20 protein-coding genes are annotated in these 18,141 nt (G+C 64.2%); 12 read left to right on the forward strand and 8 right to left on the reverse strand.

The annotated features are described in order from the left end of the window. Positions 1–161 precede the first annotated feature (161 nt). The 3 genes from BX591_RS17175 (at position 162) to BX591_RS17185 (ending at position 2,817) form a co-directional block, all read left to right on the forward strand. Entirely contained in the window at positions 162–581 is a 420-nt protein-coding gene (locus BX591_RS17175) for an organic hydroperoxide resistance protein (RefSeq protein WP_111932577.1), read from the forward strand. A gap of 221 nt (positions 582–802) precedes the next feature. Beyond that, the gene (locus tag BX591_RS17180; protein WP_111932578.1) at positions 803–2,302 is read left to right on the forward strand and encodes a cryptochrome/photolyase family protein; all 1,500 of its coding nucleotides are present in this window, start codon (positions 803–805) and stop codon (positions 2,300–2,302) included. Positions 2,303–2,358: 56 nt separating this feature from the next. After that, on the forward strand, positions 2,359–2,817 hold the full coding sequence (locus BX591_RS17185; RefSeq protein ID WP_111932579.1) for a TspO/MBR family protein: 459 nt from the start codon (positions 2,359–2,361) through the stop codon (positions 2,815–2,817). A 96-nt stretch (positions 2,818–2,913) separates the two neighbouring features. Here the strand turns inward: BX591_RS17185 and BX591_RS17190 are convergent, their stop codons facing one another. Next, a complete protein-coding gene (locus BX591_RS17190; protein ID WP_105510498.1) occupies positions 2,914–3,090 on the reverse strand; it encodes a DUF3563 family protein in 177 nt (58 codons plus the stop codon). 108 nt (positions 3,091–3,198) lie between these two features. Next, positions 3,199–4,392, reverse strand: coding sequence for an extracellular catalytic domain type 1 short-chain-length polyhydroxyalkanoate depolymerase (locus BX591_RS17195; RefSeq protein ID WP_111932580.1), 1,194 nt, complete (start codon positions 4,390–4,392; stop codon positions 3,199–3,201). 364 nt (positions 4,393–4,756) lie between these two features. Between BX591_RS17195 and BX591_RS17200 the strand changes: the two genes are divergently transcribed. The 4 genes from BX591_RS17200 to BX591_RS17215 all read left to right on the forward strand — a co-directional run bounded on the left by BX591_RS17200 (position 4,757) and on the right by BX591_RS17215 (position 7,780). Beyond that, positions 4,757–5,458, forward strand: coding sequence for a phosphatase PAP2 family protein (locus BX591_RS17200; RefSeq protein ID WP_111932581.1), 702 nt, complete (start codon positions 4,757–4,759; stop codon positions 5,456–5,458). A gap of 139 nt (positions 5,459–5,597) precedes the next feature. Beyond that, on the forward strand, positions 5,598–6,371 hold the full coding sequence (gene modA, locus BX591_RS17205) for a molybdate ABC transporter substrate-binding protein (protein ID WP_111932582.1): 774 nt from the start codon (positions 5,598–5,600) through the stop codon (positions 6,369–6,371). Between the two features lie 31 nt (positions 6,372–6,402). Further along, a complete protein-coding gene (gene modB / locus BX591_RS17210; RefSeq protein ID WP_111932583.1) occupies positions 6,403–7,077 on the forward strand; it encodes a molybdate ABC transporter permease subunit in 675 nt (224 codons plus the stop codon). Position 7,078: 1 nt separating this feature from the next. Continuing rightward, positions 7,079–7,780 (forward strand): ATP-binding cassette domain-containing protein, encoded by a 702-nt coding sequence (locus BX591_RS17215; RefSeq protein ID WP_111932584.1) that lies wholly within the window; start codon positions 7,079–7,081, stop codon positions 7,778–7,780. A 33-nt stretch (positions 7,781–7,813) separates the two neighbouring features. On the opposite strand, the gene BX591_RS17220 is transcribed toward BX591_RS17215, so the two are convergent. Continuing rightward, positions 7,814–8,650, reverse strand: coding sequence for a TOBE domain-containing protein (locus tag BX591_RS17220; protein ID WP_111932585.1), 837 nt, complete (start codon positions 8,648–8,650; stop codon positions 7,814–7,816). A gap of 217 nt (positions 8,651–8,867) precedes the next feature. On the opposite strand from BX591_RS17220, the gene BX591_RS17225 reads away from it, so the two are divergent. After that, complete coding sequence (locus tag BX591_RS17225; protein ID WP_111932586.1) at positions 8,868–9,662, forward strand: SDR family NAD(P)-dependent oxidoreductase; 795 nt, start codon at positions 8,868–8,870, stop codon at positions 9,660–9,662. Positions 9,663–9,803: 141 nt separating this feature from the next. On the opposite strand, the gene BX591_RS17230 is transcribed toward BX591_RS17225, so the two are convergent. Beyond that, positions 9,804–10,187, reverse strand: a complete 384-nt coding sequence (locus BX591_RS17230; protein WP_111932587.1) for a tautomerase family protein — start codon at positions 10,185–10,187, stop codon at positions 9,804–9,806. Positions 10,188–10,287: 100 nt separating this feature from the next. Here BX591_RS17230 and BX591_RS17235 point away from each other — a divergent pair, with 100 nt between their 5' ends. Further along, the gene (locus tag BX591_RS17235) at positions 10,288–11,139 is read left to right on the forward strand and encodes a LysR family transcriptional regulator (RefSeq protein ID WP_111932588.1); all 852 of its coding nucleotides are present in this window, start codon (positions 10,288–10,290) and stop codon (positions 11,137–11,139) included. Positions 11,140–11,224: 85 nt separating this feature from the next. Next, positions 11,225–12,148: an HTH-type transcriptional regulator ArgP gene (locus BX591_RS17240; protein WP_111932589.1), complete on the forward strand. Its 924-nt coding sequence runs from the start codon at positions 11,225–11,227 to the stop codon at positions 12,146–12,148. 8 nt (positions 12,149–12,156) lie between these two features. Here the strand turns inward: BX591_RS17240 and BX591_RS17245 are convergent, their stop codons facing one another. Beyond that, positions 12,157–12,858 carry a hypothetical protein gene (locus BX591_RS17245; RefSeq protein WP_111932590.1) on the reverse strand — a complete coding sequence of 234 codons (702 nt, stop codon included), beginning with the start codon at positions 12,856–12,858 and terminating at the stop codon, positions 12,157–12,159. 113 nt (positions 12,859–12,971) lie between these two features. On the opposite strand from BX591_RS17245, the gene BX591_RS17250 reads away from it, so the two are divergent. Further along, positions 12,972–13,409, forward strand: coding sequence for an MbcA/ParS/Xre antitoxin family protein (locus BX591_RS17250; protein ID WP_111932591.1), 438 nt, complete (start codon positions 12,972–12,974; stop codon positions 13,407–13,409). Continuing rightward, the gene (locus BX591_RS17255) at positions 13,406–14,107 is read left to right on the forward strand and encodes an RES family NAD+ phosphorylase (protein ID WP_111932592.1); all 702 of its coding nucleotides are present in this window, start codon (positions 13,406–13,408) and stop codon (positions 14,105–14,107) included. The genes BX591_RS17250 and BX591_RS17255 overlap by 4 nt, the downstream gene beginning before the upstream one ends. Before the next feature lie 69 nt (positions 14,108–14,176). On the opposite strand, the gene BX591_RS17260 is transcribed toward BX591_RS17255, so the two are convergent. From BX591_RS17260 to BX591_RS17270, 3 genes are all read right to left on the reverse strand, one after another. Continuing rightward, positions 14,177–14,914, reverse strand: coding sequence for a metallophosphoesterase (locus BX591_RS17260; RefSeq protein ID WP_111932645.1), 738 nt, complete (start codon positions 14,912–14,914; stop codon positions 14,177–14,179). Positions 14,915–15,058: 144 nt separating this feature from the next. Then, positions 15,059–16,519, reverse strand: a complete 1,461-nt coding sequence (locus BX591_RS17265) for a cytochrome c (RefSeq protein ID WP_111932593.1) — start codon at positions 16,517–16,519, stop codon at positions 15,059–15,061. Between the two features lie 20 nt (positions 16,520–16,539). After that, positions 16,540–18,141 carry a GMC family oxidoreductase gene (locus tag BX591_RS17270; protein WP_111932594.1) on the reverse strand — a complete coding sequence of 534 codons (1,602 nt, stop codon included), beginning with the start codon at positions 18,139–18,141 and terminating at the stop codon, positions 16,540–16,542.

Here is an 18,141-nt window from a genome sequence, read left to right on the forward strand (position 1 = left end):
GGTACACGGCCCCGCTATCGGGTCGATTTGAAATTTCATTTGCACGCTAATGATTTGTGTACTATCTTAATCACATGTCGCTTCCAAAGCGCTCCGCCAGAACGGCGGGCAAACCGCGGCAACCATGCAGATCCTGACAACCCAGATTAAGGAGCAGCACCATGAACATTCTCTACAAGACCAGCGCAACGAGCACCGGTGGCCGCGACGGCCGCGCCGTATCGGCGGACAACGCTTTGGACGTTAAGCTGGCAGCGCCGCGCGAACTCGGCGGCAACGGTGCGGCGGGCACGAATCCGGAACAACTGTTCGCGGCTGGTTACTCGGCCTGTTTTTTGAGCGCGATGAAGTTCGTCGCCGGTCAGCACAAGCAGGCTTTGCCGGCTGACACGCAGGTCACCGCGGAAGTCGGCATCGGCCCGAACGACAATGGCGGTTTCGCATTGGACATCGAACTGCGCGTTTCGCTGCCGGGTCTCGAGGCAGCCGCCGCGAAGGAACTGGTCGACGCCGCGCACCAGGTTTGCCCGTACTCGAACGCCACGCGCAACAACGTCGCGGTTCGCCTGCAAGTCGCCTAAGCCGCGACCTCGGCGAATTGCTGAAGCATGGCGCGGTAAGCCGCGCCGTCGCGAGTGGCGCCCGCTCCCTGCAGAATAGGAGCGGGCGTTTTGTCGTTGATGGACGCGGCACGCAATATGCGGCGACAATCCGATCCGCTAACCTGCCGCGCTGACGCTCGCACGCCAAACCGCCCGTTGAACGCACAGCGCGACCCTTCACCCGACTTTTCTCGCACCCGATGACACGCGTCCGACGACTGAACGACTCCTTCGAAACCGGTCTGGTCTGGTTCCGCCGCGACCTGCGTCGCACGGACAACGCCGCGCTTTACTACGCGCTCAAACATTGCGAGCGCGTGTGGTGCGTGTTCGTGTTCGACACGACGATCCTCCAGCCGCTCGTCGACGCTTGGCAGGCGCGTCATCCGGATACACCCGTGCAGGACCGCCGCATCGAGTTCATTCTGGCGACGCTGGGCGAACTGGACGAGGCGCTGCGCGCCGAGGGTGGCGGCCTGATCGTGCTGTACGGCGATCCGGCCGATCTGGTGCCGAAACTGGCCGATCAACTCGATGTCGAGGCGGTGTTTGCGAATCACGATTACGAGCCCGTGGCGATCGCGCGCGACGAAGCGGTGCAGGAGCGTCTCGCCGACGCCGGACGTTCATTGCTAACCTTCAAGGACCAGGTGATCTTCGAGCGCGACGAGGTGCTGACGGGCCAGAAGAAACCGTTCACCGTGTTCACGCCTTACAAGAATGCGTGGCTCAAGCAATTGACGGCGTTCGATCTGAAGCCGTATCCGGTAGAAACGTACGCGAAACATCTGGCCGCGCCGCCGGCCAGGCTGAATCGGCAATTGCCGACTCTCGAGCAGTTGGGTTTCGCGCCGAGCAATCTCGCGGAACTGGCACTGCCCACTGGCGTGAGCGGCGCGCAGCAACTACTCGACGATTTTATGACCCGCATCGACAGCTACGCCGACCGGCGCGATTTTCCGGCGTCCAAGGGCCCCAGCTATCTGTCGATGCATTTGCGCTTCGGCACGGTCTCGATTCGCACGCTCGCGCGCCTTGCTCACGAGATGTCGCTGCAACCCGACGGGCAAGGCTCGGCCACGTGGTTATCGGAACTGATCTGGCGGGATTTCTACTTCATGATCCTGGCGCATCATCCGCGGCTGGCGAGCGGCGCGTCGTTCAAGGAAGAGTACGACCGCCTGCGCTGGGAGCAAGGCCCCGAAGCAGACGAGGCCTTCGCCGCGTGGTGCGACGGCCGCACCGGTTATCCGCTGGTCGATGCCGCGATGTTGCAACTGAACCGCACCGGCTATATGCACAACCGCTTGCGGATGGTCACGGCGAGTTTTCTGGTCAAGGATCTGGGAGTGGACTGGCGGCTCGGCGAGCGCTATTTCGCCGAGCAGCTGAACGACTTCGATTTTTCGGCGAATAACGGCGGCTGGCAGTGGGCAGCGTCGACGGGATGCGACGCACAGCCGTACTTCCGGATCTTCAACCCGATCACGCAGTCCGAAAAATTCGACGCCGAAGGGCGTTTCATCAAGCGCTATCTGCCCGAACTGGCGAGGCTGCCGCCCAAATGGATCCATGCACCGTGGCTGGCCGGCACGGAACGGCTGGCGGACTTCGGAGTGGTGTTGGGCAAGGATTATCCCGCGCCGATCGTCGATCATGCGCAAGCGCGAGCGCGTACGCTTGCTCGTTTCGGCAAGTGAGTGCCTGCTTACATCATTGAAACTGATTTGATACGCCTGTCATGGAGGCAATCGGAATGCGGCGTCTGCCATCGCTGATTGTATTTCTGCTGTTGACGCTGGCCACCGCGCTAGTCGCGAGCCAGTTCCTACCCGACGCCTGGTACGCGGCGTTGCGAAAGCCCGCGTTCAATCCGCCGAACTGGGTTTTCCCGCCAGCGTGGTCGGTGCTTTATGTGCTGATGGCGATTGCCGCGTGGCGCGTGTGGAAACGCGATGGGCTGAGCGCGGCAATTGTCTTATGGGCCGTGCAACTGCTATTCAACGCAGCCTGGATGGGGCTCTTTTTCGGCCTGCATCGACCAGACATGGCGCTGATCGATATCGCGATACTGCTGGTCTTGATCGCCGCACTGACATTCGCGTTCTGGCGACGGGACCGCTGGGCAGGCGGACTGCTCGTGCCCTATGTAGCCTGGGTGGCGTTCGCCGCGGCGTTGAATTACGCGTTGTGGCAATTGAATCCGGCTGTGTAGGCGTGTCTCGGCGTGGCTGAGTGCACATCACAGCTTGGGCGCTTCACCCTTGACACCGGCGTCTGAATTCGCGCCGATGCTTCAACTTTGTGCAGCTCAGTGCTGGGTCATCCACGACGGTTGACGCGGGTTCGCTTCGCGATCCAGCTTGCGCATGCGGAACTCCAGATCGTACAGATCGGTGGCTTCGGCGAGGAAAGCGTCAGCGCGTTCTTTCGCGAGCTGATCGGGCGATTTGGTCAAAAACAGGAACAGGCGGCTAAGCAGATACATGGTCAACCTCGACAATGAGTGTTAGGCGTTAACGCCTAAGGGATAACCCGCATTATAGGGAAAACCCTAGAGACGCGCTACGACTCATTTCGATTTGTTGTTACAGCCTCACCGTGCGTTAGCGGAAGCCGCTGCGACAGCGCTTTCCGCCGATCGACCGACGCCGGACCGGCGCTGATGCTTGAAAAATTCCCACACCATGGCGCTCGCATCAGGACCTTTGGCGGAATGGAACGGGATCACGTCATCGCCGCCGCTCCACGCATGAGCGAGCCCTTGCACGCGGCATAGCCGCACCACCCGCCGTCCGCCGCGCAGGTAGTCACGCATGACCACGCCGCCCTTGCGTTCTTCGCGCACTTCGCCGGATTTACGCACGCCGTTCGCGTCGACGATACGGTTCAGGCGGAGGAACTGCTCCGCCAGTTGGTCCGCATTGACCGGCGAGACCACGTGGTCAGCGTCGCCGTGCACGATAATCGCCGGCATGCCGGGATAGTCCGCTACATCGACCAGCGCGTCGACCAGTTCAGCCGGCTCACCGCGCGCGCCGCGCCGCATGACGTCCATAGCGGTGATACCTGAACGGGCCTCGCCGAAAGCGGGGCCGGAATGCAGCGCCACCGCCGCGAAACGGTCCGGATAATTGACCGCCAGCAGCGCGGTTAGCCCGGCGCCCGCCGAAATGCCCGCGGCATAGACGCGCTCGCTGTCGAAACCATGCTGCGCGATCAGCGCATCCACCAACGACACCACGGCGCGCACCTCCGCCCCGCCGGCGCTTTCGCCGGCGTCGTACCAATGCCAGCAGCGATGCGAATGCACATGCTTCGACTGTTCGGGATACACCACCGCAAAGCCGAAGCGGTCGGCAAGCACGTTCATCCGCGTGCCTTCGGCGAATTCGTCGATCGACTGGGTGCAGCCGTGCAGCATCACGACCAGCGGCATGGCTTCGAGTGCGTGCCCCGACGGAATGTACAAGCCGTACTGAAGATGGTTGACCAGCCGTCCGGGCGCAGCGGGCGCCGAATGGAACGAGCGCGTCCAGGCGCCACTCGCCCACGCCGACGCGCGCGGACGCACCCGTGATTCCCGTGCGGCAGGTCGCGGCGCCTCGCGCTTCGCCGGCGCGCGCACCGCGGCCGCCTTGAGCGGGCGAACTTTCGCCGAAGCCTTACTGGTAGTGGCCCGAGTTGGCCGTGCCGGAGTGCGCTTGGCGGCTTTGTGAAGGGGTTCGGCCTGGATCGCCAGCAATCGCTTGAGACCGCGCAGCCAGATTTTCGACAGACTTTTTGCCATCGGCGGATAACCTCGCAAAAAGGGACAGAATCCGTCCGATAGAACGGGAAGGGTGCTTCGTTGTGCAATGCACAATAACACCATTCCTCATGCGATGCTGGAGGCATGGACCACATCCAAGCCGCGAAATTTCCGTCCGGCGAACCTTGTCGCCGACTCGGCGTCAAACCGCGTCAGGGCTTGTTCGCCAGCCAACGTCCGGGGCCGGAAAGCGTCGCGCGCGGCGGGACCGCCCCGCGACACCCGTCTATACTGGCGGTAAATTCTTTGACGTGCGAGGCCCTGCCAAGTCGGCGATTCGTGCCGTTCGCGCGTTAACTTCACTACCAACCGATTCTACGCGGCCTGGGTCGCGCTTCTAGCCATGCCCGATTTACCCGTTCATTTGTGGTACGCGATTACCAGCCTCGGCGGCGCCGGCATGACGCTGCCGCTCGCGTTCGCCATTGCGCTGTGGCTGGCGGTCGGCTACTCGTGGCGCATGGCGGCAGGCTGGCTGCTGCTGCTGGGCGCGGCCATCGGCGTGACGACCGTGACCAAGCTGGCTTTTCTCGGCTGGGGCGTGGGCGTGCGCGAACTGGATTTCACCGGCGTCAGCGGTCACGCCATGCTGTCCACCGCGGTCTATCCGGTCGCGCTGTTCCTGATGCTGCTGCCGTCGCGGCCGGCCATCCGTTTGCTCGGCGTGGTGCTCGGCCTGGCCGCCGGTATCGCGGTGGGGTTGTCGCGCGTGGTGTTGAGCGCTCACTCGCCTTCTGAAGCCATTACCGGCTGTCTGGTCGGCGCGCTGGCCGCGCTGCTGTTCGTGCGCATGGCGTGGCATGCCGAACCCGGCCGTCTTTCGGCGCTGCCTGTCACGGCGAGTCTGATGGTCCTCGCACTGCTGATGCACGGCGTCCATGTGCCGACGCAACGCTGGGTCACGCATATCGCGCTGAAGGTGTCCGGCCATGAGCGGCCATTCATCCGCGCCAAATGGCGGGCCGTGCGCGATGTCCGCCCGGCCACCACGCCGCTGTCGCAAACGCTCAATACGCTCACGCCGCCGCGCTCATCCCACGTTTAACAAGCCGACCCGTTGCCGCATCGCTCGTCCGGGTTATGCGCAAAGTTGAATAATCGTCATGGTTACCGCTATAAACTTTCATATATTACGATAGCGTTTTTACCTGCCGCTCCGGCCCGTGTCGGACTTCCAAGCCTCCATGACCCTGTCCCGCCGCTTTCTGAAACATGTGCTGTTCATCGCCAGCGCCTTCTCTCTGCTCGTCAGCGTCAATGCGCGCGCCGATGAACTGGTGGTCTCCGCCGCCGCCAGCCTGACCAACGCCTTCAAGGCCGTCAGCGACGTGTTCGAGCAGCAGCATCCCGGCACCAAGGTGCTGCTCAACTTCGGCGCCTCCGACGTGCTGATGCAGCAAATTGCCAAGGGCGCGCCCGCCGACGTATTCGCGTCCGCGGACCAGAAAGCCATGGACAAAGCCGTCACCGAAAAAGTGATCGTGCCGGCCACGCGCAAAGACTTCGCCGCGAATTCGCTGGTGCTGATCGTGCCGACGGACAGCCACTTCGCGCCGACCGCCATCAACGATCTGGCGGCGGCGAACGTAAAACGTGTCGCGTATGGCGATCCGGCTTCGGTGCCGATCGGCCGTTATGCACAAGGCGCGCTGCAGGCCGCGGGCGTGTGGGACGCCGTTAGCGCCAAGGCCGTGCTGGCCGCCAACGTGCGTCAAAGCCTCGACTACGTGTCGCGCGGCGAAGTCGACGCTGGCTTCGTCTTCAGCACCGACGCCGCGGTCATGCCGGACAAGGTCAAGGTCGCGCTGAACGTGCCGACGCAGACGCCGATCACCTACCCGATCGCGCAAGTCGAAGGCAGCCGTCACGCGGCCGACGCGCAGGCGTTCATCAGCTTCGTGCTGTCGCCCGCCGGCCAGGCCGTGCTGGCGAAGTACGGCTTCAAGCCCGCGCATTGAGCGCCATTAGTCAACGAGGCATCGTCCGCCCATGCAACAGGCCTGGATTCCGCTCTTGCTGTCGCTCAAAGTAGCGGGCTGGGCCACCGCGCTCAATCTGGTGTTTGGCGTCGCGGCGGGTTTCGGCCTGTCGCGCTGGCGTTCCGGCGCGCGCGACCTGGTCGACTCGCTGCTGACGCTGCCGCTCGTCATGCCGCCCACCGTGCTCGGCTACTACCTGCTCGTGCTGCTCGGGCGGCGCGGCGTGATCGGCGGCTGGCTCGATCGTTTCGATATCCAGTTGGTGTTCACCTGGCAAGGCGCGGTGATCGCGTCGACCGTCGTGGCATTTCCGCTCGTGCTGAAATCGGCGCGCGCCGCGTTTGAAGCCGTCGATCCGCAACTCGAACGAGCCGCGCGCACGCTCGGCGTCAGCGAGACCGCCGTGTTCTTTCGCGTGACCTTGCCGCTGGCGTCGCGCGGCATTCTGGCGGGCGGGCTGCTGGCGTTCGCCCGCGCGCTCGGCGAATTCGGCGCGACGCTGATGATCGCGGGCAACTTGCCGGGCCGCACGCAGACGCTGTCGGTCGCGGTCTATTCGGCCGTGCAAGCCGGCGACGACAGCACCGCGAATTTCCTCGTGCTCGTGACTTCCGTGACCTGCGTCGTGATCCTGTTGCTGGCGGGGCGCCTCGTGCCGCAGCACACCCTGTTGACGTCCCGCTGACATGCCGCTCGCCGTCGACATCCGCAAGACATTCCAGAGCGCCGAGCGCCGTTTTACGCTCGACGTCGCATTTCAGGCGACCACCCCGCGCGTCGTGCTGTTCGGGCCGTCCGGCGCGGGCAAGAGTCTGACGCTGCAGGCGATCGCCGGCCTGTTGCGCCCAGACGAAGGCGCGATCACGCTGCATGGCGACGCGCTGTTCGACAGCGCGCGCGGCATCGATCTGAAACCGCAGGCGCGCAAGATCGCCTACCTGTTTCAGGACTACGCGCTGTTTCCGCATCTCAATGTGCGGCAGAACATCGGTTTCGGTTTGCAGCAGGGTTGGCTCAATCCGCGTGCGCGCTTCGCGCATCCGCAGGTCGATTACTGGCTCGATGCGTTGGAATTGAAGAGCGTGGCCGGGAATCATCCGGCGCAGCTTTCAGGTGGCCAAAAGCAGCGCGTCGCCCTGGCGCGGGCACTGGTCGCGCAACCGCGGTTGCTGCTGCTGGACGAGCCGTTTTCCGCACTGGATAGCGCGTTGCGTCAGCGCATGCGGCGCGAGTTATCGGATCTGCAAACGCGGCTCGATATTCCGATGGTGTTGATCACGCACGATCCCGACGACGTCGCGGCATTCGGCGATCAGGTCGTGCAAGTCAGCGACGGCTGCGTGCGCGAGCATCGGGCGTTCACGGGGTATGTGCGCAGCGAGTCCTGAATCCCGGCAAGCGTTGGCGCACGGCCCGCAAGCTCAATCCTTCACGCCGAGTATCACGCTCGACGCCTTGAACGCCGCGACCGCGACCGAACCTTCCGCCAGTCCCAATGTGTCGACGCTCTCATTGGTCACCACCGCCGTGATCACCGCGCCGCCGTCCAGCCCGAGCGACACCTCGGCGCTCACCACCCCGCGTTTCACGCTCAGCACCGTGCCGCGCAACTGATTGCGCGCCGACAGCTTGAGCGGCGTGCCGCTGTCGTCCTCGACCAGCAGCACGACCCACGACGCCTTGATCAGCGCGAACGCCGCCGACCCCACCGCCAGCCCCAGTGTCTCCGTACTCTCATGCGTGACCACCGCAACGATTTCATGCCCGCCGGCCAGCGCCAGCGACACTTCGTCGTTGACGCTGCCGCGCGTCACCGCCGACACCGTGCCGTAAAGCTGATTGCGCGCACTCGTTTTCACACCGATGCGGCCGATCAGATCCCAATCCGTCGCGAATCCTTCGATCGCCGCGCCGGCGCGCTCCAGAAAGCGCCGATGCTCGCGCTCGACCGCGCGAAACGTCTCGATCAGCTTGACGGCGCGCGGCGTGAGCGTGGTGCCGCCGCCGCCCTTGCCGCCGGTCAGACGCACGACGAGCGGCTCGCCGGCGAGATTGTTCATCGTGTCGACGGCGTCCCACGCCCCTTTGTAGCTCATGCCGACCGCTTTTGCCGCGCTGGTGATCGAACCGGTTTCGCGGATCGCCGCGAGCAGCGCGATCCGCGACGCGCCGCCGAGCGTTTGCGCGCCCGCCTGAAACCAGACGGAGCCGCCGAGCTCAAGGGATTCGTGGGAGGGATCGGTGTGGCCGGTTGTCATGGCGGGAAACGGTGGTGAAGAGCGAAGGGACAGCAACAAGGACAGCAAATCATTATAACGACGCCAACGCGAACCACGGCTCGCCAGCCTGGCACGCAGCCGGCCGCGAAAACGGAACCGTGGAATACTTGCTGCTCGAAACGTCGAGCACCCGTCCTTCCTATTTTCGACGCGGCCACATCGGCTCACGCGTCGCAACGTCGACAAGGAGCAAACAGTGAACATCGATCTATCGGGCAAGACCGCTATCGTCAGCGCCTCCACGGCGGGGATCGGCCTCGCTATCGCCACCGGCATCGCCGCGTCGGGCGCACGGACAATCGTCAACGGACGCAAGCAGGACGCCGTCGATCGCGCCATCGAAGCCATTCTCAAGACGGCGCCGCACGCGCAGTTGCAGGGCTTTGCGGGCGATCTCGGCAGTCAGGCCGGTTGCGACGCGCTGGCGAAAGCCGTGCCCCAGGCAGACATTCTGGTGAACAATCTCGGCGTGTTCGGTCCCGGCGACATTTTCTCCACGCCGGACGACGATTGGGCGCGCTACTTCGAAGTCAACGTGATGTCCGGCGTGCGGCTCACGCGTCACTATCTGAAAGGGATGATGGAGCGCAAATGGGGGCGCGTGGTGTTCATCTCATCGGAATCGGGGTTGAACATTCCGGCGGATATGCTGGCCTATGGCTTCTCCAAGACCGCGCAACTGAGCATTGCGCGAGGCATCGCCAAACAGGCAGCCGGCAGCGGCGTGACGGTGAATTCCGTGCTGCCCGGGCCGACGCTGTCCGACGGATTCCGTTCGATGGTGGAAGACACCGCGCGCGAGCAAGGCAAAACCGTCGAACAGGTCGCCACCGAATTCGTGCGCGCGCACCGCAGCAGTTCGATCATCCAGCGTGCGGCCAGCACCGAGGAAGTGGCGAACATGGTCGTGTACGTGTGCTCGCCGCAGGCTTCGGCGACCACCGGCGCGGCGCTGCGCGTGGATGGTGGGGTCGTCGATACGATTGCTTGACGGGCTTGACGGCGGCGTTTTTCGCGGCCGGACAGCGAACGGGCGGTATGGCCGAACACGGCTCCATCAAGCGAGCCGAATCGGCCATACCGCCCGTTTTGCGTCGGGAAGCTTCCCGCTACGACACGTACCCCGCGTCCCTCAAAGCGCGTACTGCGCGATGCCGTTGCCGAACGACCAATTCTCCTTCAGCACCTCGACGAGATTGATGAACACATCTTCTCGTCGCAGCCCCGGCGACTCCGCCAGTTCATCCGCCATGTGCTTGTACAGCGCCTTTTTCTGGTCGAGCGTGCGCGTGTTGTTGAACGTGATCTGAATGATCACCAGATCGTCGCTGCGCTCAACGTTCAGATACTGGTTGTCGTAGACAAAATTGCCGGCATCGTGCTCGGTGATCAACATGAAGATGTCGTCCTTCGGCACGTTGCAGGTCTCCACCAGCGAGCGCTGGATGCTTTGCGTCAACGCTTTCCGGTATTCAGCCGGCTTGCCGGCGCGCAATGCGATTCGTGTGAGCGGCATGTTGAATCTCCTCGGTTGCAGTGATTGGGTAGACACAGCTTAGGCGCGCTGATTCATAATAAACAGACATCATTGATGATTTCATCTATATTCGACTGAAATGAAAGTACTCGACCTCGATGCGGTCCGCGCCTTCGTTCTGGTGGCCGATCTGCGCAGCTTTACGCGCGCGGCGGATGCGCTCGACACCACGCAATCGGCCGTGAGCCTCAAGCTCAAGCGGCTGGAAGCGCACCTGGGCAAGCAGTTGCTGGAGCGCACGCCCCGCGTGGTGCGCCTCTCCGGCGACGGCAACGCGTTCCTCGGCGCGGCCCGCGACCTGTTGAACGCGCATGAACGGGCGCTGGGTTCGCTGTCCGTGGAACGCCGCCGGTTGGTACTGGGACTCAGCGAGCATGTCGCGGGGCCCGAATTGCCGCAGTTGCTCGGCAGGCTTAATGCGCAGGATCCGGGTCTGGTGGTGGAACTGCACATGGGCACCTCCACCGCGCTGCTCGCGCAATTCGACGAACGCCGGCTCGACGCGGTGATCGTCCGTTATGGTCCGGAGGAGCCGCCGCGCGACGATACCCAGGTGCTCTTCAGCGAACCGCTCGGTTGGCTGGCCACGCCGGAATGGCTGCCGCGCGTCGGCGAGCCGCTAGCGCTGGCCTTGCTTAGCCCGCCGTGCAACGTGCGCGAAGTGGCGCTGCGTGCGTTGGCGGAGGCGGGGATCGCGTGGCAGGAGGTGTTCGTCGGCGGCGGTGTCGCGGCGGTCGGCGCCGCGGTCGCGGCGGGGCTGGCAGCGTCGCCGCTCGCGCGTCGGGTCGCGCCGCGCGGTCTGGTCGATGTCGGCGAGCGGCTGGGCTTGCCGACGCTGCCGGAATCGCGGGTGACGCTGCACTCGCGGGTGCGGGATTCGCGTTCGGTGGAAACGTTGCGGCTGGTGACGCATGGGTTGGCCGCACAGTGACATAAAGACTCGGCGCCGCAACGCACAGATAAACTCCGCCGCCTTTCGCTTAAGCTAGAAAATCAACTCACTCAAAAAACGAACCGTGGACCTCGACCCCCGACAAACCGCCGCCGTGCGCGCGGTCATCGAAACCGGCAGTTTCGAGCAGGCCGCCGTGCGGCTGAATCTCACGTCGTCGGCGGTATCGCAGCGGGTGCGGGCGCTCGAAACGCGTCTCGGCAACCCGCTGATCGTGCGCACGCGCCCGTGTCGCGCCACGCAGATGGGCCAGCGCCTGCTGCAGTTTCTACGGCGCGCCGCGCTGCTCGAAGACGACTTCGCGAGCGATCTGGCGGGCGCCAACGAGGCACTGCTGAGCGTCGCCGCCGCTGTCAACGCGGACACGCTATCCACGTGGTTTTTCCCCGCGCTCTCGGACATCCTGCTGCAGGAAAACGTGCTGCTGGATCTCACCGTCGACGATCAGGACCACACACATGCGCTGCTCGCGTCGGGCCTGGCGATCGGCTGCATCACCACCGAACCCGCGCCGATGCGCGGCTGCTTCGCCGAACGGCTCGGGGCGATGCGCTACCGGATGGTGGCGTCTGCGGCGTTCGTCGAGCGCTGGTTTCCGAACGGCTTGACGCGTGAGAGCGCGCGGCGCGCGCCGGTAATCCTGTCCTCACGCAAGGACGCATTGCAGGCGCGCTTTCTCGAGACACGCTTCGGCTTGCCGCCGGAGGCGTATCCGTGCCATTACGTGCCCGCGCCAGTGCCGCGCTACATGGCGATCCAGCGCGGCCTGGCGTATGGGATGGTGCCGGAGTTGGAATTCGGCGATGCCGTGGAGCGCGGCGAACTGATCGATCTCGCGCCGAAACAGCCTACCGACGTCGAGTTGTACTGGCACGCCTGGAAGGTGCAGTCGCCGCGCCTGGAAAAGCTGTCGGCGCGGATCGTGGAACTGGGCCGCACGGCGCTGGGACCGCCGGAGACCAAGGCTAAACGCAAACGTGCCGGCTGAATTCGCGGTTAGTGAAGAATCGGCGGCAACGAGCCGCTGCTGGCAGTCGCCGGGTCGTTGGACGTGGAGGTCATCGGCGCCGGACTGGCGCTAACGTTTGCGTTTTGAGCCGGCGCATTAGCTTGAGCTACGGCCAGTTTCGTCGCAGCCGGTTTCGCCGCAACCTTGGCCGCGTGCGGATGCGTCGCGTGTCCTTGAACCAGGTTGGCGTGTGTGACCTTGCCCTGCGCGGGTCTCGCCGTCACCAGTTGCGCGTGCGGCTTCTTACCCTGCGCCATCACGGCTGCTTTCGGCTTGCTGGATTTGCCGGGTTTGCTGCCTGTGGTGCCCAGCGCTTTGACGGTTCCTTTTGCACTCCCATTCCTGGCCGTCACTTTCTTTACCGCGCCATGCGTCGCCGGCTTGCCACCTTTACCTGGCACCGGCGCCGACCCCGACGCCACGCGCTGCGCCCCATGCTGAGCGCTCGCCGTATGCCCGGAAGCGGTTTTTGACGCGCTCTTCGACGAGGCGACCTTCGCCCTCGCTTTCGAGCCCGCCTTCGAACCGCCGGAAGCCTTAACCTTCCCCACCTGCTTCGTCTTCCCGGCCTGTTTGGCCGCATGCCCCGTCGCTTCCGGCGGATTCCACGTTTCCGCATAACCCGCAGCCACCGCCGCACCCGACACACACCACACGGCCAGCGCCGTTGCTGCTACTCGAACCCACATCTCCTGCTTCTCCTGATCTGCCACTACCTGACGAGCCGGGGATTATATTCCCTTGCAAAAATCCACATCTAGACTATTATATATTTTAAGTACATAAAAGGACTCACCCGCTCATGGCTCACGCCGCCCGTGCCTCCCAGCCCGACGCGCCGATTCGACGGCCCGCTTCGGCCCCCTCGCTAACGGAAATGTCCGCAGCGGGTCTGCGCGCTTTCTTCAACATCGCGCGCGACTGGGACTTGAGCGCCGAAGAGCAGATCGTGCTGCTCGGCTCGCCTGGCCGCTCCACCTTCTTCAAATGGAAAGCGACGCCTGAAACGGCCCGCGTCGGGCGCGACACGCTCGAACGCCTGTCGCTGCTGCTCGGCATCTACAAGGCGCTGCAAATCCTGCTGCCGCAAGCCGGCGCCGCCGACTCCTGGATCAAGCGCCCCAACAGCGCGCCGCCCTTCGGCGGGCGTCGCGCGCTAGACCGCATGCTGGCCGGCAACATCAGCGATCTCGTGGCCGTGCGCCAGTATCTCGACGCAATGCGAGGCGGCTGGGCGTGACACAACCGCATTGGCAGGACCGCTGGCGCACGGCGCGGCTCGACTGGTTACCCGCATATCGGGTGATTCCCACACGCTTTCCGGCCGTCAATCTGTTCGACCGGGTGGCGTCGCCACAAGATTTCGACGCGTTATACGCGCTCGAGGCGATGACCAACGACCGTCTGCGCACCGAAGTCGGCGAACTCGATCTGGTGCCTTACGAAGAGCGCCGCTTCGGGCCGGGCTATGGACCGATCATGGCCGCGTTGACGCATCTGAATCCGCTGGGCAGTCGCTTTTCCGACGGCAGCTACGGCGTGTTTTATTGCGCGCGCTCGCGCGCCACCGCAATCGCCGAGACGCGTTATCACACGGGCAAATTTCTGCAGGCAACTGCCGAAGCGCCCATGCGTCAGCAAATGCGCCTCTACACGGTTATCGCGCAAGGTAACGTGGTGGACATTCGCGGCGACGCGTCGCTGGATCTCGCAGTGCTGTCGCCGGACGATTATCTGGCCGGGCAAGCACTTGGCCGCGCGGCGCGCGAAGCGGGCGCGCCGGGCATTGCGTATCCGTCGGTGCGAGACCCGCAAGGCGAATGCCTCGCCGCGTTCAAAACCACGCCGCTGCGCGACTGTCATCACGCCGCGTATCTGGAATACAACTGGAACGGCACGAGCGTGGATATGGTGTTCGAACTCAACCAGGTGGGCTGATACGCAAACGGTTGAATCAACAACAAGAAGGCGCGCGTAAAAGCGCAAACGAGCGCCGCGCGAAGCCTCTCAAGGCAACGCCAACGCCGCCGCGCCATCGGCACGCGCATCGTCGGTCGAGACGGACCAGCGCCGCAACGCCTGCGGCTCCACGATCGTCAGCTTGCCGCCGGGGCCGAACGCGCCGGTATCGATGAACACCTGCGAACCAATCTGCTGGATATCGCGCATCGGCGTATGGCCGCAATAGGTCAGCGAGAGACCGCGTTGACGCGCGGGATCGCTATTGCCCAAAGCAAGGCCACGACCCCACAGCAACTGCTGACGCGTATCGGCGGAAAAATTCCCCGCGTCGAGTTCGGCATCCGAGCCGAAGAATTCGGCATGCAGAATATTGAAGCGCTCCTTGCCGCTGCCCACCACCCGCACCAGCGGCAACGTGCGCAACCGCTCCGCGTAGTGCTGCAAGCGTTCGTCGGGCAAATCCGCCGCCCACGCGCCGCCAATGCCGTACCACCACTGACGCCGCATGCGGCCATCGGCGACACCGCACAGCGTGTCTTCGTGATTGCCGAGCACCGGGAAAAACCACGCCTTATCGAGCAGCGTCAGCGCCTGCTCGGAGTGCTCGCCGCGATCGACCAGATCGCCGACCGAGAACAGCCGGTCGCGCGCGGGATCGAACGCGATGGTGCGCAGCAGATAGCGCAATGCATCGACGCAGCCATGCAGATCGCCGACCACGAAATCGCGGCCGCTCGTATTGGACGAATGATGCTGAACAGGGTTGACGAGTACGGAATCCATGAGCCCATGATAATGCGACAGACGCGCGACGTATGCGCGTTGCCCATCGTATCCCGGCGCGCTGAAGGCAAAATTGATGCGAATCGACGCCAAACCCGCGTGTTTCCGGTAGCCCTCTCCGGAAACACGCGCTTTGCGCGGTCGCTATTGCTGAGTCCGCAGCTTGGCGACTTGATCGACGGTCACTGTCGACTGAGGATTGCCGAACTGTTTCGTCACATAGTTGGTGATGGCGGCGATCTGATCGTCGGTGAGTTCGGTGCCGAAGGCGGGCATCAGCACGTCCGCCTGCTTCGTGGTCCGGCTGACGCCGTGCAGGATCACCATCGCGAGATTGTTCGCGTCGCTCGCGCCGACCGCCGAGTTATGGATCAGCGACGGATACGCCCCCGGCGCGCTCGCGCCCACGCCCTGGCCGGTCCAGCTATGACAGGTTGCGCAGTTGGCCACGAACAGTTGCGCGCCGTTCACCGCGTTGATCGTCGTGCCGCGCAAGGCCGTGACGTCGTTGGCGGGATTGCCCCACTGGTCGCGCGGCCGCGCTTCGCCGCCGCTGATCGGCGGCACCGAGCGCAGATACGCGACGATCGACCCGAGGTCTTCGCGCGTCAGGTATTGCGTGCTGTCGGTCACCACTTCGGCCATCGGACCGGCCGCGTTGGCCCGTCCCGGCGCCGCGCCGGTCGACAGATACGAAACCAGTTCGTCGTCGCTCCAGTTGCCCACGCCGCTGTTCTTGTCCGGCGTGATGTTGTACGCATGCCAGCCCGCCTGCAGCGCGCCGGAGAAGCGCGAGCTCGTCTTCAAACCCTGGGTGAAATTACGCGGCGTATGGCACTCCTCGCAATGCGCGAGACCCTCCACCAGATACGCGCCGCGATTCCACTCGGCACTTTGCTTCGGATCGGGGATGAAACGACCCTCGGTGAAATTGAACATGTTCCAGAACACCATCAACCAGCGCTGGTTGAAGGGGAAATTCAGGCTGTCGCTCGGCGGCGCGTAGTGGATCGGCGTGAGCGTGTTCAGATACGCGCGAATCGCCAGCACGTCCTGATCGGTGACCTTGGTGTATTCCGCATACGGGAACGCGGGATAGAGCCGCTCGCCGCTCTTGCCGATGCCTTCGTGCATCGCGCGCAGAAAATCGGCGTCGCTCCATTGGCCGATGCCGGTGTCCGGATCAGGCGTGATGTTCGGCGTCACGATCGTGCCGAACGGCGTGTTAATCGGCAGGCCGCCCGCGAACGGGCGGGCTTTGTCCGCCGTGTGACACGCCACGCAATCGCCGGCCCGCGCGAGGTATTCGCCGCGTTTGACCAGATCGCTGCTGCCGGCCGCGGCGCCGGGCGTGGCCGCGTTGTTGGCTACACCGTTGGCCGCGCCGCCAGGCGCATTGCCGGGCGCTTGCGACGCATCGTCGGCATGCGCCTGCATGATCGGCAGTTCGTCGTTATGCGGCGCATTCGGCCCGTGCGCTTCGTACCACGCCACATACAGCGCGAACAGCGAGAACGCCGCCGCCAGCGTCGCGACCCGGAAACGCCGCCGTGTGTGCCCAACGATCGACTGAGCCGGCTGCCCGCGCGAGAGATTCTTCGTCATGGTGACTCTCCGTTCAGGGCTCAGATTTCACGCTTGAGCTTGTCGGCCAGTTTCAGCGACAAGGCCGCGATCGTCAGCGTGCAATTCACCGAAGCCGCGGTGGGCATCACGCCGCTGCTGGCGATGAACAGATTGGAGTGATCGTGCGTGCGGCAATCCGCATCGACGACCGAATCCGCCGGGTCGCTGCCCATGATCGTGGTGCCCATGATGTGATTGTTGGGGGCGAAAGTATCGTCGAACGAAACCTCGGCGCCGCCGAACAGGTTGGCGATCTGCGCGTAGAGTTCGTGCGTGTTGGCCGCGCTTTTCTTGACGTAGTCGTTGATCGAGTAGTAGATCTCCGGCTGGGGAATGCCGAGTGCGTCCTTGTGATCCGCCGACGGCACCACCCGGTTCTGCGGCTCGGCCAGATGCTCGTGGAAGCTGTTGATGTTCAGCGTGCGGGCCGCGCGATCGCGAATCTGCCGATCGAGTTCGGCGCCCGTGAGGCCTTTGCCCAGCAGCGCGGCGGTCACGCTCATGGTCGGCACGCCGTTCGACAGATGCAGTTTCTTGGCCGCGTAATCGGAGCGGAACGCGCCGTCGCGAAAGTTGACGATCGAGGTCATTTCCATCGGCCCGCGCCCAGGCCACAGCGGTTCGTTGGCGAGGAAAGTCACGCCGGTGCCCGGATGGTCCATCAGGTTGCGGCCCACCTGGTCGGAACTGTTGCCCACGCCGTGCGGGAATTTGTCGGAGGTCGACATCAGCATCAGCTTCGGCGTTTCGATGCCGTTGGCGGCGAGCACGAACAGTTTGCCCGTCACGCGCGTGCTGTTGCCGTTCGGGTCCTTGTAGTGGACCGCCGTGATCAGCCCTTTGTTGTCCGCTTCGACGCGGTACACCACCGCCTCGGGTATCAGTTTCGCGCCGGCCTGCTCCGCTTTTTCCGCATGCACCACGCCGTTGTACATCGCGGCGATCGGGCAGATCGGCATGCAATTGTTGTTGCCGCAACAGGTGGGCCGCGCGTCGTACGGACGGCTGTTGCGCGCCACCGGTTCGGGCACGACCTTGAAGCCCTGCGCGTTGAGCACGTCGCTAAAGCGCTGATCCATGTAGGAGAGCGGCAACGCGCTCATCGGATAAGGCTTCGAACGCGGCGAGCCGAGATCGATCGAGCTATCCGGGCCCGACACGCCCAACTGCGCTTCCGCCGCGGAGTACCACGGTTCGAGCGTTTGGTACGGATACGGCCAGTCGCGCCCCACGCCGTACAGCTTGTGCAACTGGAAATCCGACGGCAGCAGGCGCCACGCGGCCGCCGCCCAGTGCCAGGTGGTGCCGCCCACCAGCCGCACGTATTGCGAGTTGTACGGATAATCGCCCTTCTGGATCAGATAATTGTTCGCGGGCGCGTACTCGGGATGCGGCGCGTAGGGCGTGGACGGATAAGGCGTTGCGAAATCGGACTTGGCCGGCGAGTTACGGAAATTCTCGACGATCTGCCAGCGCGGAATACGCGGCCCGGCTTCGAGCAGAATCACCGATGCACCGGCCAGCGCCATCTGATGCGCGACCAGGCCACCCGCCACGCCCGAACCGACTACGACGATGTCGGCGGAATTTGAGTTTGCCAT

This window comes from Paraburkholderia bryophila (assembly GCF_003269035.1).
GTDB classification, from domain to species: domain Bacteria; phylum Pseudomonadota; class Gammaproteobacteria; order Burkholderiales; family Burkholderiaceae; genus Paraburkholderia; species Paraburkholderia bryophila.

Bases quoted from the DNA above. Each gene is read 5' to 3' on its own strand.
- BX591_RS17265 (WP_111932593.1), bottom strand. From the start codon at position 16,519: ATGACGAAGAATCTCTCGCGCGGGCAGCCGGCTCAGTCGATCGTTGGG.
- BX591_RS17200 (WP_111932581.1), top strand. From the start codon at position 4,757: ATGCCCGATTTACCCGTTCATTTGTGGTACGCGATTACCAGCCTCGGC.
- BX591_RS17185 (WP_111932579.1), top strand. From the start codon at position 2,359: ATGCGGCGTCTGCCATCGCTGATTGTATTTCTGCTGTTGACGCTGGCC.
- BX591_RS17245 (WP_111932590.1), bottom strand. From the start codon at position 12,858: ATGTGGGTTCGAGTAGCAGCAACGGCGCTGGCCGTGTGGTGTGTGTCG.
- BX591_RS17175 (WP_111932577.1), top strand. From the start codon at position 162: ATGAACATTCTCTACAAGACCAGCGCAACGAGCACCGGTGGCCGCGAC.
- BX591_RS17230 (WP_111932587.1), bottom strand. From the start codon at position 10,187: ATGCCGCTCACACGAATCGCATTGCGCGCCGGCAAGCCGGCTGAATAC.
- BX591_RS17215 (WP_111932584.1), top strand. From the start codon at position 7,079: ATGCCGCTCGCCGTCGACATCCGCAAGACATTCCAGAGCGCCGAGCGC.
- BX591_RS17190 (WP_105510498.1), bottom strand. From the start codon at position 3,090: ATGTATCTGCTTAGCCGCCTGTTCCTGTTTTTGACCAAATCGCCCGAT.
- modA (WP_111932582.1), top strand. From the start codon at position 5,598: ATGACCCTGTCCCGCCGCTTTCTGAAACATGTGCTGTTCATCGCCAGC.
- BX591_RS17180 (WP_111932578.1), top strand. From the start codon at position 803: ATGACACGCGTCCGACGACTGAACGACTCCTTCGAAACCGGTCTGGTC.
- BX591_RS17270 (WP_111932594.1), bottom strand. From the start codon at position 18,141: ATGGCAAACTCAAATTCCGCCGACATCGTCGTAGTCGGTTCGGGCGTG.
- BX591_RS17195 (WP_111932580.1), bottom strand. From the start codon at position 4,392: ATGGCAAAAAGTCTGTCGAAAATCTGGCTGCGCGGTCTCAAGCGATTG.
- BX591_RS17250 (WP_111932591.1), top strand. From the start codon at position 12,972: ATGGCTCACGCCGCCCGTGCCTCCCAGCCCGACGCGCCGATTCGACGG.
- BX591_RS17260 (WP_111932645.1), bottom strand. From the start codon at position 14,914: ATGGATTCCGTACTCGTCAACCCTGTTCAGCATCATTCGTCCAATACG.
- modB (WP_111932583.1), top strand. From the start codon at position 6,403: ATGCAACAGGCCTGGATTCCGCTCTTGCTGTCGCTCAAAGTAGCGGGC.
- BX591_RS17220 (WP_111932585.1), bottom strand. From the start codon at position 8,650: ATGACAACCGGCCACACCGATCCCTCCCACGAATCCCTTGAGCTCGGC.
- BX591_RS17235 (WP_111932588.1), top strand. From the start codon at position 10,288: ATGAAAGTACTCGACCTCGATGCGGTCCGCGCCTTCGTTCTGGTGGCC.